The following is a 20,593-nucleotide window of genomic DNA, read 5'->3' on the forward strand; positions in this document are numbered from 1 at the left end:
CCCTACTCCACCGTCACGGTGCTGAGGTCCTCAAAGCGGCTGAACAGCGCCATATCGTCGCGATGGATCATCTCGCTCGGGCCGGCCCAGCCGAGGATGTCCTCGATGCTGCGGCTCTTCTTGCCGGCGATCTGGGCGGCTTCGCCGATATCGTAGGCCACCAGGCCGCGGCCGACTTCGGCGCCGGAGGGATCGCGAATGATCACGGCATCGCCCTGCGAGAAGGTGCCTTCCACCCGCTTCACCCCGGCCGGCAGCAGGCTTGCGCCGCCCCGCAGCGCCTTGGCGGCGCCGGCATCCACATGCAGCGTGCCGCGCGGTTCGAGATGGCCGGCGATCCATTTCTTGCGAGCGGTAACGGGATTGGAGGGTGTCAGGAACCAGGTGCAGGGCCCGCCTTCCTCGATGCGCAGCAGGGGCGAATCAACCTTGCCCGAAGCGATCACCATGGTGGTGCCGCCGCCCACGGCGATCTTGGCCGCTTCCACCTTGGTGCGCATGCCCCCGCGCGAGAGCTCGGAGCCGGCATCCCCAGCCACGCCCTCGATCGCAGCAGTGATGCGCTGCACCACCGGGATCAGGGTGGCGGCGGGGTCCAGATGTGGCGGCGCGGTATAGAGGCCATCGATGTCGGAGAGCAGCACCAGGCAGTCTGCCCCCGCCATGGTGGCCACCCGAGCGGCCAGCCTGTCATTGTCTCCATAGCGGATCTCGGTGGTGGCGACGGTGTCGTTCTCGTTCACCACAGGCACGCAATGCATCTCCAGGAGCTTGTCGATGGTGCGGCGAGCGTTGAGATAGCGCTTGCGCTCCTCGGTATCGCCGAGCGTGACCAGGATCTGGGCTGCTGTCAGGCCTTGCGCCCCCAGGGTCTCGGCCCAGGCCTGCGCCAGACCGACCTGGCCCACCGCTGCCGCTGCCTGGCTCGATTCCAGCGCGAGCGGCCCTTTCGGCAGTTGCAGCAGCGTGCGCCCCAGCGCGATGGCGCCCGAGGAGACCACGATCACCTGAGCGCCGCGTTCGGTGTGGCGGGCGAGATCGGCCACCAGGGACGCCAGCCATTCGCGGCGCAGCTTCCCCTTGGCCTGATCGACCAGCAGGGAGGAACCGATCTTGACGACGATGCGACGGAAGGAACTGAGTTCGGGCATGGCGGGACGGAGCTGAAGCGTGGCGGGAGGCGCGGTGGCAACGCCACCATGCCTGATAACACGGCCTAATGCGGCAATCGCCGTTCGACAAGCGCAAACACGATGCAGCGGACGAACAGGCAGGCGTGGGAACGCCCTCTCCCGTGCGCAGCATAGCCAGACCACTGTCTTATCTGCGCGAACACCGTGTTCGACCGGCCGACCTTCCGCGCTCCCGCGGGCCGTAGCTAGATATCCCGCAGGATAACCCGCCTCGCGGCGGGCAAACATCAAAAGGTACCCTGCAAATGTCCGCTACCGGTTCCACGGTTCATCTCGACGCAACACCGGCGCCGATTTCCTTCGACCCGACGAAAAGCGCCGTCATCGTCGTCGACATGCAGAATGACTTCTGCAGCAAGGGTGGCATGTTCGATCTGGCCGGCCATGACATCGGCCTGGCACGCGACACCATTCCCCCCATCTCAAGGCTGCTGGCCGGAGCCAGGCGCGCCGGAATGCATGTCGTCTATCTCGTCCATGGTTTTCTACCCGACCTGTCCGATGCCGGCGGCCCGCGCAGCAGGAACTGGCTGCTGAACAAGGATCTCAATATCGGCAAGGAGATCATTGCCCCGGACGGATCGAAGGGAAGGATTCACATCCGCAACACCTGGAATACCAAGGTCGTGGACGAATTGAAGCCCGAGCCTACCGACCTCATTGTCTACAAGAACCGTTTCAGCGGATTCTATGCCACTGACCTCGACGAACAATTGAGAGCGCTCGGCGTCGACACGCTCTTCCTTACAGGAACGACCACGAGCGTCTGCGTGGAATCCACGCTCCGGGATGCAAGTTTCAGGGATTATACCTCCGTATTGCTGGCCGATTGCATGGGTGAAGCCCTCGGCGAAGAATTTCATGCTGCGTCCCAGAAGGTGATCGCGACCCGGTTCGGCTGGGTTTCGCAGTCGTCCGACCTGCTTCGGCAGCTCAGCGGCGCACGCTGAGCGAGCCTGAAGACCCGGTCGGTTTCCCGGCCTTGCTTTGCAACATGAGTGGATCATCCGATATGGCGAGCTCCCGGATTTTGAGTCAGGCACCATTGCCCGTCGACGGAGGGATGCGGATAATCGACATCCACCGGCATCCGCTGCCGGAATGGTATCTTGCCAATCTGGCGCGGATTGGCGTTGCCCAGCTCGGCGGACAATCGCTCGCCGACCCGGCCCTGCGGTGGACGCCCGAAATAATGCTGGCGCAAATGGACGAGCACGCCATTGCCGCAAGCATGCTCTCCTTTGCCGGGCCCGGCGTTGCAATAGGGGATGAAGGCTTCCGGCGAGAACACATCCGGCAGTCCAACGAATATCTCGCCTCGCTCGTCGCCGAAATGAACGGGCGCGTGCGGGGCTTGGCGGTACTGCCGCTGCCAGCCATCGGCGATGCCCTTGCCGAGCTTCGCTATGCCATCGACGAACTCCGTCTCGACGGCGTAGCGATCCTGACCAATTACGATGACCTCTATCTAGGCGACCGGCACTTCGAGCCGCTCCTTGCCGAACTTTCACGCCGGCGGCTTCCGCTCTTCATCCACCCGACCAAGCCGGACTATGACGCGCCCCTGTCCTATCAGCCCTGGATTCTCGAATTTGCGGTGAACACGACCCGGGCCGTCATGCATCTCATCTACAGCGGCACGCTCGACCGATATCCCGGTATTCCCATCATCCTGGCCCATGGCGGCGGGGCGATACCCTTCCTCTCCTCCCGCCTCGACATCGGGCAGCGCAATTCCCGTATCGAGCTTGCCCATCCGGTTCGGCATTATCTCAGCCATTTCTATTACGAAACGGCCTTCACGGCGGCACCCGAACCCCTCGCGGCCTTGCTTGCCCTGGTGGAGCCTACGCAACTGCTGTTCGGTTCCGACCTCCCATGGGCGGGCATGGCCGCAGCCGAACTGTGCCTTGCCGGCGTCTCTGGTTCGCCGCTGCTGGGGCCGTCCGAACGGGAGGCCGTCCTGCATGGCTCGGCGCGCCTGCTGTTTCCAAAGTTCGGGCCCCCCGAAAAGGCATCGTGACGCGGCGCCCTCGTCGGGGCGTGCGGCGATACGCCGACGCCCGCACTTCCACTCGAAATATATTGAACCTCATTTGGAGCAATCATTATGAACGGACATTTCCGCACCCCGGCGCGACATTGGATTGACGGCGAGTGGGTTGCGACTGGCTCGGAGGCCGAGAGCATCGACCCGGCAACGGGCGATGTCATCGGCACCTATCTGGACGGTGGGCTGGAGGAGGCGGAGGCGGCCATCCGGGCTGCGGAAAAAGCACTTGGCGACCAGACCTGGACAGGCGATCCCAACCGGCGCGCCGCGGCCTTGTCTCACTTGGCCGATGCCTATGCCGCGCGGCTCGACGAGGTGATCGACACCCTCTGCCTGGAAAACGGCAAGGTCAGGGCCGAGGCAACATTCGAGGCGGAACTGATCGTGCGGGCCCTGCGCTTCGTGGCCGGCCTGGCGACCCAGAGCTTCGGCAGGGCGCTGGACCCGAGCCCGGGCAGAAGCGTCGTCAGCCTGCGTCAGCCGATCGGCGTGGCAGGGCTGATCATCCCGTGGAATTCACCCGCCTATCTCGCCATCCGCGCCCTGGGGCCAGCTTTGGCGGCCGGGTGCACAGCGGTCGTGAAGATGCCCCACAAGGCGGCACAGACCGCCGCCCTCATGGCTGACATCCTGGCGTCGATACCGGACCTTCCCCAAGGCAGCGTCAATATCTTCATCGAGTCGGGAGCGGCGGGCGCGAAGCTTCTGGTGGAATCCGCCAAGGTCCGCGCCATCAGCTATACCGGGAGCACCCATACGGGCCGAGCCATCGCCCAGACGGCTTCGGCGAGCTTGAAGCGGATCAATCTGGAGCTTGGGGGCAAGACGCCGCACCTCATCTTCGACGATGTCGATCTCGACAGGCTCCTGCCCATCCTCACCAAGTCGTCGACGGTGTTCGCCGGACAGTTCTGCATGACCGGCAGCCGGATTCTGGTCCAGCGCAACATTGCCGACCAGCTACGCGACAGGCTGGCCCGCAGCCTCGAGGCGGTAAGGCTGGGCCCCGCCGCCAGCGCCTCGAGCGACATGGGCCCGTTGATCGACAAGGCCTCGGTTTCACGCGTTGACAGGATCGTCAAGGAGGCGATCGCCGCGGGCGCAAAGGTCATCCTGAGAGGCGGCCCCGTCGCCGATGGGCCGCTCGCCAAGGGCGCGTTCTATCGCCCCTGCCTTCTCGAGGTTCCCAATTCCAGGCTCGAGATCGTGCAGATGGAAGTATTCGGGCCGGTGCAGACGCTCCAGCTTTTCGATAGCGAAGAAGAGGCCATCGAGCTTGCCAACGACACCGAATTCGGCCTGAGCGCCTGCGTCTGGAGCAGCAATGCGGACAGGTTGTTCCGTGTTTCGCGCAAGCTCGATGCCGGGCTCGTATCGATCAACAACTGGGCCAATCATGTCGTCGAATTCGAGGAAGGTGGCTTCAAGGCCAGCGGCCTTGGACGGCTGGGTGGAATCGGCGCTATCGACGATTTCACCGAAATCAAGCAAATCGCCTACAACTACGCCACGACCGCCTGAAACGGCCTGCCCGAGCCCGGTCCGATGGTTGCGACACCCTGTCTTTACCCTCTCCCCGCATATAGAGAGGAAAGGGTCAAGCTTGGTAAGGTGATCGTAGCCGGCGCCTCGCTTGGCGATATCACCTCATTTGTGCTCTTCGCTCACCAGGAGCAGCACCTTGATGTCGGTCTTGGGCACGTAATTCTTCACCATCATCTCGAACGTGGTCGGGCCGATCTTCTTCACGCCTTCGCCGCAGAAGGACACCAGCGTCTTGGGATCGCCCTTGTCGACCACCAAGCGAAAATCGCCGATCGGGCCGGCCCAGTTGCCGCCCGAGGTGATGACATAGGCCAGATATTGCTCATAGCTGGCGAAGGTCTTGCCCTCGTCGGCCAAGGCGCGCTTGCGCAACGCTGCCGCCGCCTTGGTGAAAGCCGCATCGGTGCAGAAATCCTTCTGGTAGGACTTTCGCTGCTCGGCATCGAGATCGGGCGAGCCGAATACCAGGGACGACACGCCGCCATGGCTGGGCACGTAGTCCTGCTGGACGATCACGTCCTTGCCGGCCGGGAACACCTGCTTGCGCCAGAATTTCGAGCGCAGGGTCCAGGACGGATAATAGACCTGACGTTCGCCCTTGTCGTCATTGTAGCTGTCCTGATAGACGATACCGGCATCGACGAGCGCCTTGCGGTCGGCTTCGCTGAGGGCGTTGATGGCCTTCTCGGTCGCTTCCACGGTCGGCAGCAGCGGAAGCTTGAGTGCCTTCAGCCTGTCGGTGACTTCGACCTCGGGTTTGCCCTCCGATCCCAGCAGGAAGACGCGCTGCTCCACCTGGGAGTCGACCGCCTTGCCGTCGACCTTGGTGGTGAATTTCAGGAAATTGTCGCTGCTGGGATCTGGAATGTCGGTGATGCCGGCCGGTCCTTGCCCGGAAATGTCCGGCATCGGAAAGGCCACCAGGGCTTCGTAGTCGGCATTGGTGAGATTGCGGAAGCGATAGGAGATCTTCACCGCCTTGATCGAGAGGTAGAGATCTTCCGAGACCAGAGCGATCTTGTCGGTCTTGGTGAGCACCAGCCCGCCCGCATCGAGGGAGGCCATGGTGTCGTCGGCCCGCGCAGGCGAAGCCAGCAGGGCGGCAAGAACGGCAATGGCCGGAATGAAACGGGGCACGGTCGACTCCTTCGGCAATAATATCAAACAAGCGCGGCGAGCATATAGGCGTCACTACACCGGACACAACGTCACCTCACCGCGCCACGGACTGTTTACGCCCGGTAATCGTGATCACAGTCTTTCTAATCTTTGCGACTCTATCTTGTGGCTAAGCTCAGCGGAGCAATCTTAGGGCTTGGCTGTATGGTAGGAGGAATGCAACAAATAGATCGGGGAACATGAAACGTCGGGCTTCGGCGGATAATGATACCGACAAATCGGTCAAAGTCTGTTTCGAACAAAACAAGGGGTCGTCGATGGCACGCAGCGCAAGCCGCTCTCGCTCCGGTGCAACACAAACCCGCCACAGCCAGGCGGCCGCGCTGATCGGCCAGCGCATCGTTGCCGGAGAATGGGCGGTTGGCATGGCGCTGCCGACGGAGGCCGACCTCTCGCGCGAACTCGACGTCTCCCGCGCCTCGCTGCGCGAGGCCATCAAGCTCCTGGCCGGCAAGGGCCTGCTCTCCTCCACCCCGCGCCGTGGCACCATCGTGCAGCCCCACGCCAATTGGAACCGGCTCGATGTCGACGTGCTGGTCTGGCAGACCTCAGGCGGCGCCACCAAGAGCTTCGTCAAGGACCTGTTCGAGCTGCGCCGCATGATCGAGCCGGAGGCGGCGGCCCTCGCCGCTTTGCGTGCCTCGCCGGAGCAGCGGGTCGCCATCGCCCAAAGCTTCGAGGCGATGGCCAACGCTACCGACATCCAGCTTTCGATCGACGCGGACCTCGCCTTCCACCGCGCCATCATGCAGGCCACCAACAACATGCTGCTGGCCGCCTTCCAGCCGGCAATCGAGGCCTCGCTCGCGGTGTCCTTCAAGGTCTCGCGCGCCGGCAACGTGCTGCTGCCCTATACGGTGCCGATGCACCGGGCGGTGGCCGAACCTATTCTCGCCAGCGATGCCGACGGCGCCCGCAAGGCGATGATCGCCCTACTCGACCGCTCCGAGATGGACGCGGAAAGCGCCGCGGTGGATGACAAGAAGTAAGACGGTCTGGAAAAGACGCGACCCGCCTCCTCCACTGCAGGAGAAGGCGGGTCGCGTCTTTTCATTGATCCGGTGACCTGGCCGATCAGTAAGGATTGACCACCTGTGCATCGGCGATGCGCGAGGCCGAGCCGAAGTCGAGATTATAGATGTCCGGGCGGAAATGGGCGGTACCGTCAGGCGTGACATAGGCGGTCATGTAGACCCAATGCACCGGTACGCGGTCCGGAATGGCCTGGTCCTTGCGGGCTCCGGTGGCGATTTCCTGGCCGACGCGCTTGGCGTCCCAGCCCGAGCCGAGCAGCCAGGCGGCGAGATCGTTCACGCCCTGCACGCGCACGCAGCCATGCGAGAAGAAGCGATCGACCGAGCCGAACAGGCGCTTGGAGGGCGTGTCATGCATATAGACCGAATCCGAATTCGGCATCTGGATGCGCAGCTGGCCGAGCGAATTGCCGGCACCATAGGCCTGCCGGACAGTGTAGTTGGCGGCCTTGCCGCTCGACCAATCGATGGACTTGGGATCGACGGTGCGGCCTGAGCCATCGATCACCGACATCCTCTGGCGCGCGAGATAGGAAGGATCGCGCACCATATGCGGGCCGATTTCCTTCTTGATGATGGATTGCGGCACGGTCCAGGTCGGGTTGAAATTGATGGCGCTGATGGTGGCGTCGACCTCGGGCGAGGGGTTCTGCGGGCGGCCGACCACGGCGATGTAGCGGCGCGCCACCTCGCCATTCTCGATGGCCTCGACCTGGGCGCTCGGGATGTTCACCACCACATAGCGGCGGTTGAAATCGATGAAGCGCGCGCCGACGCGTTCCATGTTGTGGCCGATCTGGACCAGGCGGTGCTGCACGGGAACCGCCATCTGGGCCCGGGTGCGCTCGTCGATCTTGCCGGTGGCCTGCAGGCCGTAGCGCTGCTGGAAGCGGTTGACGGCGGCGGTGAGCCCAGCGTCCCATTTGGGGTTGTCGCGCTCGGTTTCCGGCAGATCCTTCTCCATCACCAGGCGCTGGCGCAGCGCCTGCACGGCACTGCCCGTTGCGCCGGCGGAGAGACCGACGGGGGGGGCGGCCGGGAAGCCGCCATTGCGGGCAATCTGGGCATAATATTGCGACAGGCCGTTGAGACGGTCAAGCGAGCCGGCATCGAAGGTCGGCATCGAGGACCAGGGCGTGGCCGGAATCTTGATCGGAGTCGAGGCGGCGTAGGAAGGCCCGGCCGGGACCGGCTTCTTGGCGACCTTGGGCTTGGCGGGCGTGGCGGCGGGCACCGCGGGTGCGGCGTCGGCCGCAGCAGGGGCCGTCGGAGCCGCGGGAGCGGCAGCATCGGGGGCCGCAGCCGTCGCCGGTGCGGGAGCTGCCGGTTCGGGAGCAGCGTGCGCGGCCGGAGCCGGAGCGGGGCTGGCGGGCTGGGGTGCCTCGGGAGTGACAACTGGAGCTTCGGGAGCAGCAGGTGCCGCCGGCGCGGTAACCGGAATGTCGGCCGTGGGCGGGGTGGCGTCCTGTGCCAGTACTGGCGAGGCCAGAACCAGGGCCAAAACGGAAACGGCGGCCAGAACAAGGGGGGTAGGCTGCTTCATAGCAGGAACTTCCACGCTGGTTGCCGAAACGTAAGGTCCGGCACAAAAAGGGATCATAGGCAGCCCTCTATCACGCGGCCGGGCCGCGCGGTATGGCCGCCACAGTCTTGCCGCACGATTGTCGGACGGCGTGTCCGATTAACCACATCAGCACTATGCGCTCCGACCATAGTCCGAAGTTTTGGCCTCAAAAGGGCAGAGCGTCTTCATAGCCTGATCGAGTTAACAAGAAGATATGCCGATCGAAGGCCTCCTCCCCGCGATATTCCCCTGGCCGATTCCCTTGGCCATGACAAAAAAGGCTGCTTCCTCCCTTGGGAGAGAAGGCAGCCTTCTTTTGAATTGGGAAATGCGGGCGTGCAGTCAGCGGGTGGCGACCGGCTTTTCGCCACGATAATCGTAGAAGCCGCGCTTGACCTTGCGGCCAAGCCAGCCGGCTTCGACATATTTCACCAGCAACGGGCAAGGCCGGTATTTGGAATCGGCCAGCCCCTCATGCAGGACCTGCATGATCGACAGGCAGGTGTCGAGGCCGATGAAATCGGCAAGCTGCAGCGGGCCCATCGGATGATTGGCACCGAGCCGCATCGCCATGTCGATGGATTCGACCGTGCCGACGCCCTCATAGAGCGTGTAGATCGCCTCGTTGATCATCGGCAGCAGGATGCGGTTGACGATGAAGGCCGGGAAGTCCTCGGCCACCGCCACCTGGCGATCGAGCTTGGTGATGAAGGCCTTGGCGGATTCGAACGTGCCGTCATCCGTGGCGATGCCGCGGATGATCTCGACCAGTTGCATCACCGGCACCGGATTCATGAAATGAATGCCGATAAAGCGCTCCGGCCGGTCGGTGGCCGCCGCCAGCCGCGTGATCGAAATCGACGACGTGTTGGTGGCGAGGATCGCTTCCGGCTTCAGATGCGGGCAGACGCCGCCATAGATCTTGACCTTGACCGCCTCGTTCTCGGTGGCTGCTTCGATCACCAGATCGCAGACGCCGAGGCCCTCCACATTGGGTTCGGCCTTGATGCGGGAAAGTGCCTCGTCGTTCTGGGCCTGCGTGATGAAACCCTTGGAAACCTGACGCTTGAGATTGCCATTGACGGTGGCCAGGCCATTGTTGACCCGATCTTCCGATACGTCGTTGAGCACCACGTTCAACCCGGCCAGAGCGGCGACATGCGCGATGCCGCTGCCCATTTGCCCGGCGCCCACAATCCCAACCGTCCTGATATCCACCGTCATTTCAAGTTCCCTGCCATTTGCCCGATCTTATCGAGGCAATCGGCGCGTGGGAAGACCGCAGTCGCAGCTTTCATGCACGCCTGTCGGTCGAAATGGTCGCATTCGGGTGTTGGCACCTTGCGAGCAGGAGCGCCTCCCCATGCGGCCCGAACTGCCGGTAGAATACCACAAAACGAGGGGCCGGGAAAAAGGCAGCTCGATGGAACCGTGATTTTGTCTAGATCAGGCCCTGCCCGCCATCAATATGGATGGTCTCGCCCGTCGTGAAAGCGCTCTCCATCAAATAGAGATAAGCGGGGGCAATATCAGCGGGCTTCGCGATCCTGCCCACCGGCAGGCGGCCGGCCATGCCGGCGAAGAAGTCCGATTTGGCCTCCCCGACGATCTCGTCCCACATCGGCGTATCCACCCAGCCGGGCGAGACGATATTCACGCGTGTCGGCGCCAGTTCCAGCGCCAGGGCGCGGGCGAAAAAGCCGAAGGAGCCGGCGATCGCCGAAACGACCGCGCCGCCGGGAACCGGCGGCCGGTCCTTGTTGATTCCGGAGGTGAAGGTCATGGAACCGCCCCGCCTCAGGGTGGCCACGGCGTGCTTGGCCAGCATGACGGCGCCGATCAGCTTGTTGTCGACGAAACACCGCACCGTCTCCATGTCGGTGCGCCCGATGGGATCGCCCGGTGGCGGCGTTCCGGCCGTCGACACCAGGTGATCGAAAGCGCCGGCCTGCTGGAAGAGCCGGGCAAGACCGGCTTCGTCTGTCATGTCAGCGGCAAAGCTTCGCACGCGCCGGCCTGCATCGAGGCTTCGCTCCGCGGCCTGCAGCCTGCCGGGCGAGCGGCCGACGATCAACACCTCCGCACCGCTCTCGAGGGACGCCTTCGCGACGCCGAGGCCGATGCCGGAACTGCCGCCGACGACGATGATCTTCTGGCCCGTGAGCGCTGCCATGGGAAACCTCCGGTTCTCTACGGTCATGGGAATGAGTTAAGCCCGGCCGGCATAGGCCGCTTCGAGATCGGCGACGACGATCTTGGTCATCTTGTATAAGGCCTGCCTGACCCGATCCGCCTTCTCGCGGTCGGGATCGGCCATCAGCCGCAGCGTGACCTCGGGAATGACCTGCCAGTAGACGCCATATTTGTCCGTCAGCCAGCCGCAGGGCTTCTCGGAGCCGCCATCAGCCGTGAGCGCCCTGTAGTAATAGTCGGTCTCGGCCTGGTCGGAGGTCTCGATATAGAGCGAGAGCCTTTCATTGAAGGCGGGCATCCGCCCGGCATTCAGGGCCGTCAGGTGCAGCCCTTCGAGTTCGAAATCGAAGGTGGCGTGCGGAACCGTCTTGTTCGTGCCGGCGACCCAGTCGGTGAACTCGGTGTCCCCAAGCGCCTTGGCATTCTTGAAGACCGACAGATAGAAGTCCCGGGCCTCTCGAGCGTTCAGGTTGAACCAGAGAAAGGGATGGATCGTGGCCATGTTGTCCTCGTGAGGATTCATCACAAATCATAGCCATTTTGAGCAGTATACTATCGACACACAAACCAAAACTTGGCATATATCTGTGATCAAAACTCACACATGCCATGCCCCGCAAACTTCCACCCCTCCATGCCCTGCCGAGTTTCGAGGCCGCAGCCCGGCATCTGAGTTTCTCCAGGGCGGCGGAAGAGCTCAATGTCACCCATGGAGCCGTCAGCCGGGCGATCAAGCATCTCGAGGACCAGCTCGGCGTCCTCCTGTTCGAGCGCACGAGCCGTTCGGTGCGCCTGACCGCTGTCGGTGAACCCTATGCACGGGCGGTTCGCGACATGCTCGACCAATTGGGGATGGCCACCGCTGCGGCGACGGCCCACCAGTCGAGCTCGACCCTGAACGTCAGCACCTCCGACGGCTTTGCGGGGCGATGGCTGGTGCCGCGCCTCTATCGTTTTCACCGCGCAAACGGCGATATCGACGTGCGGGTTTCGACCACCGGCAGGCTCACCAATTTCCTGGGCGACGGCATCGACATTGCCGTCCGCTATGGCAGCGGCACCTATCCGGGGCTCACTTCGGAATTCCTCACCGACGAGGAAGTCTTTCCCGTCTGCAGCCCGAGACTGCTGGAGGGGAAGCATCCGCTACGCCGCCCCGAGGACCTCAGGCACCACACGCTGATCCATGACGGTTTTCCGATCGATTGGGCAAGCTGGCTTTCCAGCGCCGGGATTGAGGGCGTGGACCCGCATGGCGGCCTCACCTTCGATTCCTATTCCTTTGCCGTCGAGTCTGCCGCGCAGGGCGAAGGCGTGGTGCTCGGCCGAACCATGCTGGTCGCCGCCGATCTCGCCGCCGGACGCCTGGTACGCCCGTTCACACACGCCCTCAGATCCCTCTCCAGTTTCTATGTCGTCTATCCCCCCGACGCCATCCGCCAGCGCAAGGTGAAGGCCTTTCGCGACTGGCTCTTTGCGGAGATGGCGCCGCCGCCCGATTGATGAAGGCCTCGCCCCTTGCAGCCGAGGCCTTGCGTGCAATATTTACGGCTGAGAAGTCTCGGGACGGCGATGCGCGCGGAGCGAGCGGCGAAATAGGGAAGGCTAACGGCCCTCTGCCTGCCCTCGCTTTCCGGCGGAGGGAAGCGGGGACGCCGGTCCACCGCACTTCCTCTTGTTCAAATTCTTTGAGAACGCACGGCATATCATGACGATTTCGAACGAAGACGAATTGCTCAAGCTGAAGGAGATCGGCCGCATCGTCGCCAATACGCTGGCGGCGATGGGAGCGGCACTCGAACCGGGCATGACCACGGCGGAGCTCGACGTGATCGGCCGCAGGCTCCTCGAGCAGGAAGGCGCCCGCTCCGCACCCGAGCTCTGCTACGGCTTTCCCGGCGCGACCTGCATCAGCGTGAACGAGGAGATCGCCCACGGCATACCCGGCCATCGCCGGATCGAGCCGGGCGATCTCGTCAATATCGATGTCTCCGCCGAGAAGGACGGCTTCTTCGCCGATACCGGCGCGTCCTTTGCGGTGGAGCCCGTTTCCAAGGCGGCCCAGCGTCTCCTCAGGGACGGCAGGCGGGCGATGTGGACGGGTATCCGCCAGGTGGGCGCCGGCCTGCCGCTCGCCAATATCGGCAATGCCATCGGCGAATTCGCCCGCAAGAACCGCTATACGCTGGTGCGCAATCTTGCCAGCCACGGCGTCGGCCGGTCCCTGCATGAGGAACCCAAGGAACTCGCAACCTGGCCCGACCGCTCCGAGCGCCGGAAGATGCAGGAAGGCCTGGTGTTCACGGTGGAGCCGTTCCTCTCTTTGGGCGCGGAATGGGCGGCGGATGGCGAGGATGCCTGGACACTGTTCAGCGAACCCCGCGCCCCAACCGTGCAATATGAACATACGGTGGTGGCGACCCGCACCGGGCCGCTCGTCCTCACGCTGCCGGCGTGACACCCCGGCGCCATGCGCGAGCAAGCACGATGGAATCTACAACTCTCGCCGACCTCTATCGCGCATATATCGCTTGCCTCAACCGGCAGGACTGGAGCGAGCTCGGACGCCATGTCGATGAGGAGGTCGTGCACAATGGCCGGCGGTTGGGGCTGTCAGGCTATCGCGGCATGCTCGTCAAGGATTTCGAGGACATTCCCGACCTCGCCTTCCACATCGAGTTCCTGGTCTGCGAACCACCCCTTGTGGCGGCCCGGCTCGCCTTCGATTGCACGCCGAAGCCGGGGTTCCTCGGCCTGAAGCTCGATGGACGCAAGGTCGCGTTCACGGAAAACGTATTCTACGCCTTCAAGGCCGAAAAGATCGTCTCGGTATGGTCTGTAATCGACAAAGCCGCGATCGAGGCCCAGCTGGGGCGCTGACGACAGGGCCGATATCGGGTGCTATGGTCGCCGCCAGATCCCGCAGCCGATGGAAGACCCCGATATGCCCTCCTTTGACGTGTTGCTCGCCTTCATCGTCACGACGGCCTTGTTTTCCGTCCTGCCGGGTCCCTCCATGCTCTATGCGGCGGCCAGGACCATGGCGGGTGGGCGGCAGGCCGGGCTGATGGCAGCGCTCGGCCTGCATCTGGGTGCCTATGCCCATGTCGCCGCCGCAGCCGCCGGCCTGTCGGTGCTGTTCCATGCGGTGCCGATCGTCTATGCTGGCGTCAAGCTCGCCGGCGCCCTCTATCTGATCTGGCTCGGCATCACCTTGTTCCGGGCGCGGCAAAGTGCGGATGGCGGGACGATCGGCGGCACTCGCTCGGCCCGCCAGGCCTTCGCGCAGAGCATCACCGTCGAGGTGCTCAACCCGAAGACCGCGCTGTTTTTCCTGGCCTTCCTGCCGCAATTCGTCGACGGCGCCGCATCTTTCCCGCTCTGGCTGCAATTTGCCATCTTGGGCACGGTCGCCAATATCCTGTTCGGGCTCGTCGATATCGTCGTCGTCATGCTGGCCGCCGTGATCATCGGCCGGCTCAAGCGCTCCTCCGGCGTGCAGCGGCTGATGCGCCGCGTGGGCGGGGCGATCCTGGTCGGGATGGGCGTCCATCTCGCCTTGCAGAGGGGCTAGCAAGGCCGCGGCGTTGATCGCGCAAACCGGGCGGGCTCAGCCGCATTGCTGCGCGACGAGCCCCTGATAGAAGCCGAGTTCGGTCACCCGTGCCGACCAGTCGGCATCGGCATTCAGCTGAGCCGTCCCACACCGCCGCATCACGGGAGCCGCTGTTTTCAGCATCTCGACACGCCGCCGGTAGACTTGGCAGATAGCCCCTTTGTCATTCGCGCTGACGGCTCTCAACTCCCGATCCGAAGCATGCATGGCCTGTTCCGCCTCCACGACCTCAGTGGTGCAGGCGGATCTATAGGGCGAGAGGATGACCCACGAGGCCAGGAAGGCGGTCGAGACTGCCGTCACGAGAAGGGGTGTCTTCCACTTCGTGAGTAACGGCATGGAGATGACCTCCGGTTTTGCTTTTTCTCGTCAATCGGATTCGTAACGTTGTTACCCCTTGGATCAAGGACTTCCTCAATGGATGAAATTCCGCCACGCCCCCTATGATGGCAGCCAAGTAGCTTGCGGGCGCCGGCGTGCTCAGGGAGCCGCAGGGTCCCCTGACGCCGGCGCGGTATCGAAGATCCCTCACCCGGCAGGAGCCAATTGCTCCCTTGTCTTGGAGAAAGGCCGGAAGGTCAGGGCGATCAGCGTGGCCGCGATGCCCATGCCCCAGGAGCCGACATAGAGCCACATATAGGTATTGAAGTGGTCGTAGATCATACCGCCCAGCAGCGGGCCGAGTGACATGCCCAGGCTGCCGGCCATCGCCGTGCCGCCGATGATGGTGCCCATCATCTTGAGCGGGAAGTTCTCGCGCACGATCACGGCATAGAGCGGCATCACACCGGCATAGATGAAGCCTACCACCATGGCCACGGCGTAGAACTGGCCAAGCTGGTTGGCAAAGGCATAGAACAGCACGCCGAACGCCTGGGCGAACAGTCCGATCACCAGCATGCGCTGGGCGCCGAAACGATCGCCCATCAAGCCGAAGCCGATGCGCCCGAACATGCCTGCCAGGCCCTCGACACTGTAGATGGTGACGGCGGCGATCATCGGGATGCCGCAGGTCACCGCATAGCTCACCGTGTGGAAGATCGGCCCGGAATGCGTGGCGCAGCAGAAGAAATTGGCCAGCATCAGCACGATGAACTGCGGCGAGCGCACTGCCTGGCGCACAGTCATATCCGATTGCGGCTCGTCGGCCAGTGCCGCCTCATTGCCTTCGATGAGCGCAGGCGGCCGCCGTAGGAACAGGGAGGCAGGAATCATGGTGGCGGCGGCAATGCCGGCAAGAATCAGCATCGAGGTGCGCCAGTCATACTTCGTTACCAGCCATGCGGCGAGCGGCGCCATCGTCATCGGCGCCATGCCCATGCCGGCCGAGACCAGCGACACGGCGAGGCTGCGCTGCGTGTCGAACCAGCCGGTAACGCAGGCCATCATCGGCGCGAACATCGCAGCAGTCGCCGCCCCTACCAGTACGCCGAAGACGAGCTGGAATTCAATCAGCGATCCGGCCTGGCTGGCCAGCGCCAGGCTGGCAACGAGGCCGATCGAACCGGCCAGCACCACCGGACGCGGGCCAAAGCGGTCGGACAGGCCGCCCCAGACCATGCTGGCCAGCGCCATCGCCAGGAAGCCGAAGGTCATGGCAGTGGAAATGCCGGTCACCGACCAGCCCGTCTCCGCCGACATGGGTTTGAGGAAAACCGGCAGCGAAAACATCGCGCCGATCGCAACGCATCCAAGCAAGCCGCCCGCGGCGACGATCACCCAACGATAGGAATTCTTGTCCATCATGGTCCACCCGTTCCTGTGCCGCGGGCCATCGCGTCTCGCGCTCTGCCGCACGGCGGCAGGAAACGCAAAGACGTGGTGAAACGAGGTGCCGGAGCAAACGAGCATTCAAATCTGAACAAGGCCTGCTCCAGGCCACCGCGGCGATACCTCAAGGACGCACGAACAACTGAAAATCCGACATGCGGTTGCAAAAATATTCTGGTTGCAAGATGCTATCAGAATATTCGCCAAGCGCAAACCGGGCATGGCGAATGAAGAGCGAACTGGTCAGTCTCCCCCTGCCGCCACCTCAGACCGGATTCGTCGTCGCAAGCCTCCCATTCGACCGATCCTTGCCCTCGACCGGTGAGCGCGACCCTGCCATTGGCGATCAAGGAGGTGGGAGTAACAAATCCGGCGATATTCCAGGATGAGCGGGGAATAGTTCTAGGGACGGCGCAAGCCCGTCGCCAGGGCGCGGAAAGTCTCCACGGCCTTCGGCAAGACCTTCTCGGGCTCCTCGCTCGCCGCGATCCACAAGGCCGCATTGAGCGCGGACGCGCTCAAGAGCCGGGCCGCTGCCTCGGCATCCACCGGCTTCATGATGCCCTGCCCGATGAGGCGCTCGACGGTTCGTTTGGTCGCCTGCAGGCAATTGTTCTGGCTGGGCCATTGCGAGGGATCGCCGAGGACAGCCGGCCCGTCGCGCAGAACGATGCGCTGTACCTCGGAATCGAGCGCCATCTCGATATAGGCCACGCCCTCGATCAGAAGGCCTTCCCATTCGTCCTGGGCAAGGGCAGCGGCCTCATGCGCGCGCTCTGCCATCTCGGCGTCGATCTGATTGACCACGGCCGCCAGAAGCCCACGCTTATCGCCGAAATTGTGGTAGAGCGCCCCACGCGTCAGTCCGACCTCGGCCGTCAGTTCATCCATCGAGGCCGCGGCATAGCCGGTTTTCGCGAAAGCCCTGCGCGCGGCCGTAATCAACTTGGCGCGATTCTTCTCCATCGTCTCGGCCCGGCTTCCGGCAACCATCTCAGTCCCCTTCATATACGCGACGTATTTGGGTTGACATACAGCACGTATGTCCATAGATCCAAATACGGAACGTATATCAAATGCGACAGGGCCATGTGAAGCCCCTGCGGTTGTCAGCGGATCATGAAAAGAAGAGGACTGAAAAATGGCACAGCGTGAGGCAGTTTTCCCCGCGGATCGGCATGCGCTCTACGAGGCGCATGGCTATTCGGCGGCGATCCGATCGGGCGACCTTCTGTTCGTTTCGGGCCAGGTCGGCAGCCGTGCAGACGGTACGCCGGAGCCCGACTTCAAGCGCCAGGTGCAATTGGCCTTCGACAATCTGCAGGCAACGCTGAAGGTGGCGGGCTGCGGTTTCGACGACATCGTCGACGTGACCACCTTCCACACCGATCCCGAAAACCAGTTCGAAACCATCATGGCGGTCAAGAACCAGATCTTCGACCGGCCGCCCTACCCGAACTGGACGGCAATCGGCGTGAACTGGCTGGCGGGTTTCGACTTCGAGATCAAGGTCATCGCCCGCATTCCCGAAAGCGCAGACTGACTCGGGGGCAATACACGCGCGCGTCACGGCAGGAAGAGTATTCGCAGGATCTCGAAGTGGCTCCGACGCCTTGGGTTCAAGGGCCCAGGGCGTTGAGATGCGACCTCCCCTCACCAGCCAGGCTGCCGGGCGTTCATGAGCATCGCCAAACTCTTGAAATCCTTTTGGGGGCTTCCGGCAACCCTGGGGGCGGGAATCGTTGAAAGCGCAATGCAGCTTTCCAACCTCGGTTTGGAATGGCGGCTTATCCTGGTTGCCTTCATCGATGTCTGCCTGATCATAGCGGTCCTGCAACTGCTTTATCGATGGGCAAGACCAGCTGGAGCAGCCAGCCCTGCTCCAAATACTGCCTTCTTTGTCGTCGCCGCAGGCCTTCTCATGATCTTGGCCAGCACAGCGAGTTATTTTCTAGCCCACGCCGTGATCGCCCGGACGTCGGTGCGCATCATCGAGAGCCCCTCCGCCGTCGGCAATCACCTGGAGATCTTCGGCTCCAACAGCATCGTGCAGGCTTTCATCTCCGTGCCGCCCAACGTGGCCTGCCGCACCTATGACGTTACCGGCTGGGATCGGGCCGCCAGCCTGAAGCTCAACGCCGGCGGACCTGCTCCCGGCTATCAAATCCAGGGCCTGGTTCGTCCGCAGGCGATCATCGTCGACTGCGGGGCAAATACACTGACCGACCAAAGGGTGCAGGTGACACCGGCAGACGCCCAAGTTCTGCGGACTGCGTACGTTGATGGACTAGGCTGGACGATCTGGATGGTGGGAGGGATCATATGGCTTATCGGCATCTGCCTTTCTTGGCGATTTTTCCGATAGTGGCGTCACTGACGATAGTCTCATCCGCCACGAGCGACGAAAATCAGCTCCCTCATCGGGGACGCGTCGTCGACCAGGACACCACACAGCCGCTGCGAGCCGAAGTGCGAGCCTGGGCCGCCGGGGTCCAGGTCGTGCCGGACGGCTCCTGCCAAAAGGAAGCGAGTGCGGACGCCAAGCGCCTGGACGTTGCCCGCACATCCGAACAGGGAAACTTCGACATCCGGCTCGGTTCCCAAACCCGCCTCTACACCGTCGTCGCCTGCGCCGACAACTATCAGCCTGCCCTCGAGGAGAACCTGCCGAACACCAAGAGCCGCAAGACCGTGGTGCCCTATCCGATCACCCTGGCGGCCCTCGGTACCGCCTATGCCAAGAGTGGTGAATTCCAGGACGACGTTCAGCTGACGGTGGCATCCACGCTAAACCGCCTGGCCAATCTGCGCAGACAGAACCCCGAGGGCTTCGATAGCGCCCTGGCCGACTACACCAAGCAACTCTCCGAAATCAGGCCCGATTTGGCAAAACAGCTTTCAGTGTTCGGTGACATCGTGCGCAACTGGCGAGGCAAAGTCGAATAAACGCCAAGTGGAATCCCGGATCCGATTGGGGAACGACGAAGCAATCCGGTCTTGGCAGGGTGCGTCGCCTGCGGCCTTGGATCGCTTCGCTGCGCTCGCAATGACTGAAAGCGCGCCTTTCCGCTCCGTTGATCAGGCCGCAAACAGGTTCGCGGCCATATAGTCGACGAAAACCCGCACTTTCGGGGAGAGATAGCGATTGGTCGGCCACAGCACGCGGAAGGTGCCGGCCTCGGCCAGATGCTCTTCCAGCAGCGACACCAGGCTGCCTTGCGCCAGTTCCAAGGCGACGGCGAAGGGCGGCAGGCAGGTGATACCGAAGGCGCGCTCGGCCAGGTAGATCAGAGGCTCCAGCGTGCTCGCCACCGTGGTCTGGGGCAGGTCGAGCTTGAGTTCTCGCCCGTCCCGCACCAGTGGCCAGGGTTCGAACCTGCCCGAATTGGCGTAGCGATGATGAAGGCAGCGGTGGCCGAGCAGGTCTTCCGGCGCTGTCGGCACGCCATGGGCAGCGAGATAGGCGGGCGCCGCGACGATCCGGTGCTTGAAGGTTCCGAGCTTGCGGCTCATCAGGCGGGTATCCCTGACCTCACCCGTCCGGATCACCGCATCGAAGCCTTCCTCGATGACGTCGACCAGCCGGTCGGTGAAGTCGAGGTCGAGATTGATCTCGGGATATTCAGCCATGAAGGCGGCGATCGTCGGCATCAAGAGCATGCCGGCGAGTGGCAGGCTTACGCGCAACTGCCCACGCGGCGTTGCCTGCGCTCGCGACAATTGCGCCTGCGCCGCCTCGAAATCGGACTGGATGCGCCGGCAGGTGTCGAGAAAGAAGCTGCCCTCTTCGGTCAAGGCCATGCTGCGGGTCGAACGGTGAAACAGGCGCACGCCCATCTCTTCCTCGAGCCGCGCGATAGCCTTGCCGATAGCCGAGCCCGACAGACCCAGGCGCTGTCCCGCTGCCACGAAACTGCCGGCCTCCGCGACCTGGATGAAGATACCGAGGGTGCCGAGCTTATCCATGACCTGACGATTGCGGAATAATTTTCCGATTTGATGTGAATACCGGCTCGTTTATCCGCTATTTCGCCACCGATATCCAGATGTCGCTGCGGCCGGCTTGCCGCACCTCATCGGAGACCATCATGGATATCAAATCACCCGCCGCCTTCACGGCCTCCCCCACGCCGACGACCTTCATCGTCAACGTCATTCACGCCAGTCCCGGCAAGCAGGAGGAGGCCTTCGCGGTCATCCAGGACGTGGTGCATTATGTGGCCGAACGCAAGGAAGGCTTCCTGTGGAGCACCCTGGCCAAAAGCGCCGACGGACTGACGGTCGTCAACATCGAGGCGATCCAGGGCGCCGGCAATGTCGAGGAGTTCTTCTCCGACCCCGTCTTCGTGGCAAAGTTCCGTAAGCTCGACGAGGTCTCCAGCAGCGAGTTTCACACCTACACCGTCGGCGACCTTGTCTTGCCGAAGCGCACGGCCGCCTGATCGC

Annotated in this window: 22 protein-coding genes; 12 read left to right on the top strand and 10 right to left on the bottom strand. The window is 63.3% G+C overall.

Annotation, left to right across the window (positions count from 1 at the left end; genetic code table 11):
- Nucleotides 1–2: 2 nt before the first annotated feature.
- Nucleotides 3–1,151: a glutamate 5-kinase gene (gene proB / locus AB4037_RS25205; protein WP_434959448.1), complete on the bottom strand. Its 1,149-nt coding sequence runs from the start codon at nt 1,149–1,151 to the stop codon at nt 3–5.
- Between the two features lie 287 nt (nt 1,152–1,438).
- Between proB and AB4037_RS25210 the strand changes: the two genes are divergently transcribed.
- The 3 genes from AB4037_RS25210 to AB4037_RS25220 all read left to right on the top strand — a co-directional run bounded on the left by AB4037_RS25210 (nt 1,439) and on the right by AB4037_RS25220 (nt 4,767).
- The gene (locus tag AB4037_RS25210) at nt 1,439–2,143 is read left to right on the top strand and encodes a cysteine hydrolase family protein (RefSeq protein WP_441773363.1); all 705 of its coding nucleotides are present in this window, start codon (nt 1,439–1,441) and stop codon (nt 2,141–2,143) included.
- Between the two features lie 113 nt (nt 2,144–2,256).
- The gene (locus tag AB4037_RS25215; protein WP_434959446.1) at nt 2,257–3,216 is read left to right on the top strand and encodes an amidohydrolase family protein; all 960 of its coding nucleotides are present in this window, start codon (nt 2,257–2,259) and stop codon (nt 3,214–3,216) included.
- A gap of 87 nt (nt 3,217–3,303) precedes the next feature.
- Nucleotides 3,304–4,767, top strand: a complete 1,464-nt coding sequence (locus AB4037_RS25220) for an aldehyde dehydrogenase family protein (protein WP_441773364.1) — start codon at nt 3,304–3,306, stop codon at nt 4,765–4,767.
- 126 nt (nt 4,768–4,893) lie between these two features.
- Here AB4037_RS25220 and AB4037_RS25225 read toward each other — a convergent pair whose 3' ends face one another.
- Nucleotides 4,894–5,928 carry a DUF4424 family protein gene (locus AB4037_RS25225; RefSeq protein WP_441773365.1) on the bottom strand — a complete coding sequence of 345 codons (1,035 nt, stop codon included), beginning with the start codon at nt 5,926–5,928 and terminating at the stop codon, nt 4,894–4,896.
- A gap of 299 nt (nt 5,929–6,227) precedes the next feature.
- On the opposite strand from AB4037_RS25225, the gene AB4037_RS25230 reads away from it, so the two are divergent.
- Nucleotides 6,228–6,959 carry a FadR/GntR family transcriptional regulator gene (locus AB4037_RS25230; protein ID WP_434959443.1) on the top strand — a complete coding sequence of 244 codons (732 nt, stop codon included), beginning with the start codon at nt 6,228–6,230 and terminating at the stop codon, nt 6,957–6,959.
- A gap of 85 nt (nt 6,960–7,044) precedes the next feature.
- Here AB4037_RS25230 and AB4037_RS25235 read toward each other — a convergent pair whose 3' ends face one another.
- The 4 genes from AB4037_RS25235 to AB4037_RS25250 form a co-directional block, all read right to left on the bottom strand.
- Nucleotides 7,045–8,547, bottom strand: a complete 1,503-nt coding sequence (locus AB4037_RS25235) for a L,D-transpeptidase family protein (protein ID WP_441773366.1) — start codon at nt 8,545–8,547, stop codon at nt 7,045–7,047.
- A gap of 363 nt (nt 8,548–8,910) precedes the next feature.
- Nucleotides 8,911–9,792, bottom strand: coding sequence for a 3-hydroxybutyryl-CoA dehydrogenase (locus tag AB4037_RS25240; protein WP_149252375.1), 882 nt, complete (start codon nt 9,790–9,792; stop codon nt 8,911–8,913).
- A gap of 217 nt (nt 9,793–10,009) precedes the next feature.
- Nucleotides 10,010–10,741, bottom strand: coding sequence for an SDR family oxidoreductase (locus AB4037_RS25245; RefSeq protein ID WP_441773367.1), 732 nt, complete (start codon nt 10,739–10,741; stop codon nt 10,010–10,012).
- Between the two features lie 36 nt (nt 10,742–10,777).
- A complete protein-coding gene (locus tag AB4037_RS25250; protein ID WP_441773368.1) occupies nt 10,778–11,263 on the bottom strand; it encodes a VOC family protein in 486 nt (161 codons plus the stop codon).
- 107 nt (nt 11,264–11,370) lie between these two features.
- On the opposite strand from AB4037_RS25250, the gene AB4037_RS25255 reads away from it, so the two are divergent.
- From AB4037_RS25255 to AB4037_RS25270, 4 genes are all read left to right on the top strand, one after another.
- On the top strand, nt 11,371–12,264 hold the full coding sequence (locus tag AB4037_RS25255) for a transcriptional regulator GcvA (protein WP_441773369.1): 894 nt from the start codon (nt 11,371–11,373) through the stop codon (nt 12,262–12,264).
- 205 nt (nt 12,265–12,469) lie between these two features.
- On the top strand, nt 12,470–13,219 hold the full coding sequence (map, locus tag AB4037_RS25260) for a type I methionyl aminopeptidase (RefSeq protein WP_441773370.1): 750 nt from the start codon (nt 12,470–12,472) through the stop codon (nt 13,217–13,219).
- Nucleotides 13,220–13,248: 29 nt separating this feature from the next.
- On the top strand, nt 13,249–13,641 hold the full coding sequence (locus AB4037_RS25265) for an ester cyclase (RefSeq protein WP_441773371.1): 393 nt from the start codon (nt 13,249–13,251) through the stop codon (nt 13,639–13,641).
- Between the two features lie 64 nt (nt 13,642–13,705).
- A complete protein-coding gene (locus AB4037_RS25270) occupies nt 13,706–14,335 on the top strand; it encodes a LysE family translocator (RefSeq protein WP_441773372.1) in 630 nt (209 codons plus the stop codon).
- 36 nt (nt 14,336–14,371) lie between these two features.
- On the opposite strand, the gene AB4037_RS25275 is transcribed toward AB4037_RS25270, so the two are convergent.
- From AB4037_RS25275 to AB4037_RS25285, 3 genes are all read right to left on the bottom strand, one after another.
- Nucleotides 14,372–14,716: a hypothetical protein gene (locus AB4037_RS25275; protein ID WP_441773373.1), complete on the bottom strand. Its 345-nt coding sequence runs from the start codon at nt 14,714–14,716 to the stop codon at nt 14,372–14,374.
- 189 nt (nt 14,717–14,905) lie between these two features.
- Nucleotides 14,906–16,123 (bottom strand): MFS transporter, encoded by a 1,218-nt coding sequence (locus AB4037_RS25280; protein ID WP_434959434.1) that lies wholly within the window; start codon nt 16,121–16,123, stop codon nt 14,906–14,908.
- Nucleotides 16,124–16,549: 426 nt separating this feature from the next.
- A complete protein-coding gene (locus tag AB4037_RS25285) occupies nt 16,550–17,140 on the bottom strand; it encodes a TetR/AcrR family transcriptional regulator (RefSeq protein WP_434959433.1) in 591 nt (196 codons plus the stop codon).
- Between the two features lie 148 nt (nt 17,141–17,288).
- On the opposite strand from AB4037_RS25285, the gene AB4037_RS25290 reads away from it, so the two are divergent.
- The 3 genes from AB4037_RS25290 (at nt 17,289) to AB4037_RS25300 (ending at nt 19,093) form a co-directional block, all read left to right on the top strand.
- Nucleotides 17,289–17,690 carry a RidA family protein gene (locus AB4037_RS25290; RefSeq protein WP_434959432.1) on the top strand — a complete coding sequence of 134 codons (402 nt, stop codon included), beginning with the start codon at nt 17,289–17,291 and terminating at the stop codon, nt 17,688–17,690.
- A gap of 135 nt (nt 17,691–17,825) precedes the next feature.
- On the top strand, nt 17,826–18,512 hold the full coding sequence (locus AB4037_RS25295) for a hypothetical protein (protein ID WP_441773374.1): 687 nt from the start codon (nt 17,826–17,828) through the stop codon (nt 18,510–18,512).
- A 104-nt stretch (nt 18,513–18,616) separates the two neighbouring features.
- Nucleotides 18,617–19,093, top strand: coding sequence for a hypothetical protein (locus AB4037_RS25300; protein ID WP_441773375.1), 477 nt, complete (start codon nt 18,617–18,619; stop codon nt 19,091–19,093).
- A gap of 132 nt (nt 19,094–19,225) precedes the next feature.
- On the opposite strand, the gene AB4037_RS25305 is transcribed toward AB4037_RS25300, so the two are convergent.
- Nucleotides 19,226–20,113, bottom strand: coding sequence for a LysR family transcriptional regulator (locus tag AB4037_RS25305; RefSeq protein ID WP_441773376.1), 888 nt, complete (start codon nt 20,111–20,113; stop codon nt 19,226–19,228).
- A gap of 122 nt (nt 20,114–20,235) precedes the next feature.
- Here AB4037_RS25305 and AB4037_RS25310 point away from each other — a divergent pair, with 122 nt between their 5' ends.
- Nucleotides 20,236–20,589: an antibiotic biosynthesis monooxygenase gene (locus AB4037_RS25310; protein ID WP_441773377.1), complete on the top strand. Its 354-nt coding sequence runs from the start codon at nt 20,236–20,238 to the stop codon at nt 20,587–20,589.
- Nucleotides 20,590–20,593: the final 4 nt, after the last annotated feature.

Origin of the sequence: Labrys sp. KB_33_2 (assembly GCF_052114505.1) — a bacterium.
GTDB lineage: Bacteria > Pseudomonadota > Alphaproteobacteria > Rhizobiales > Labraceae > Labrys.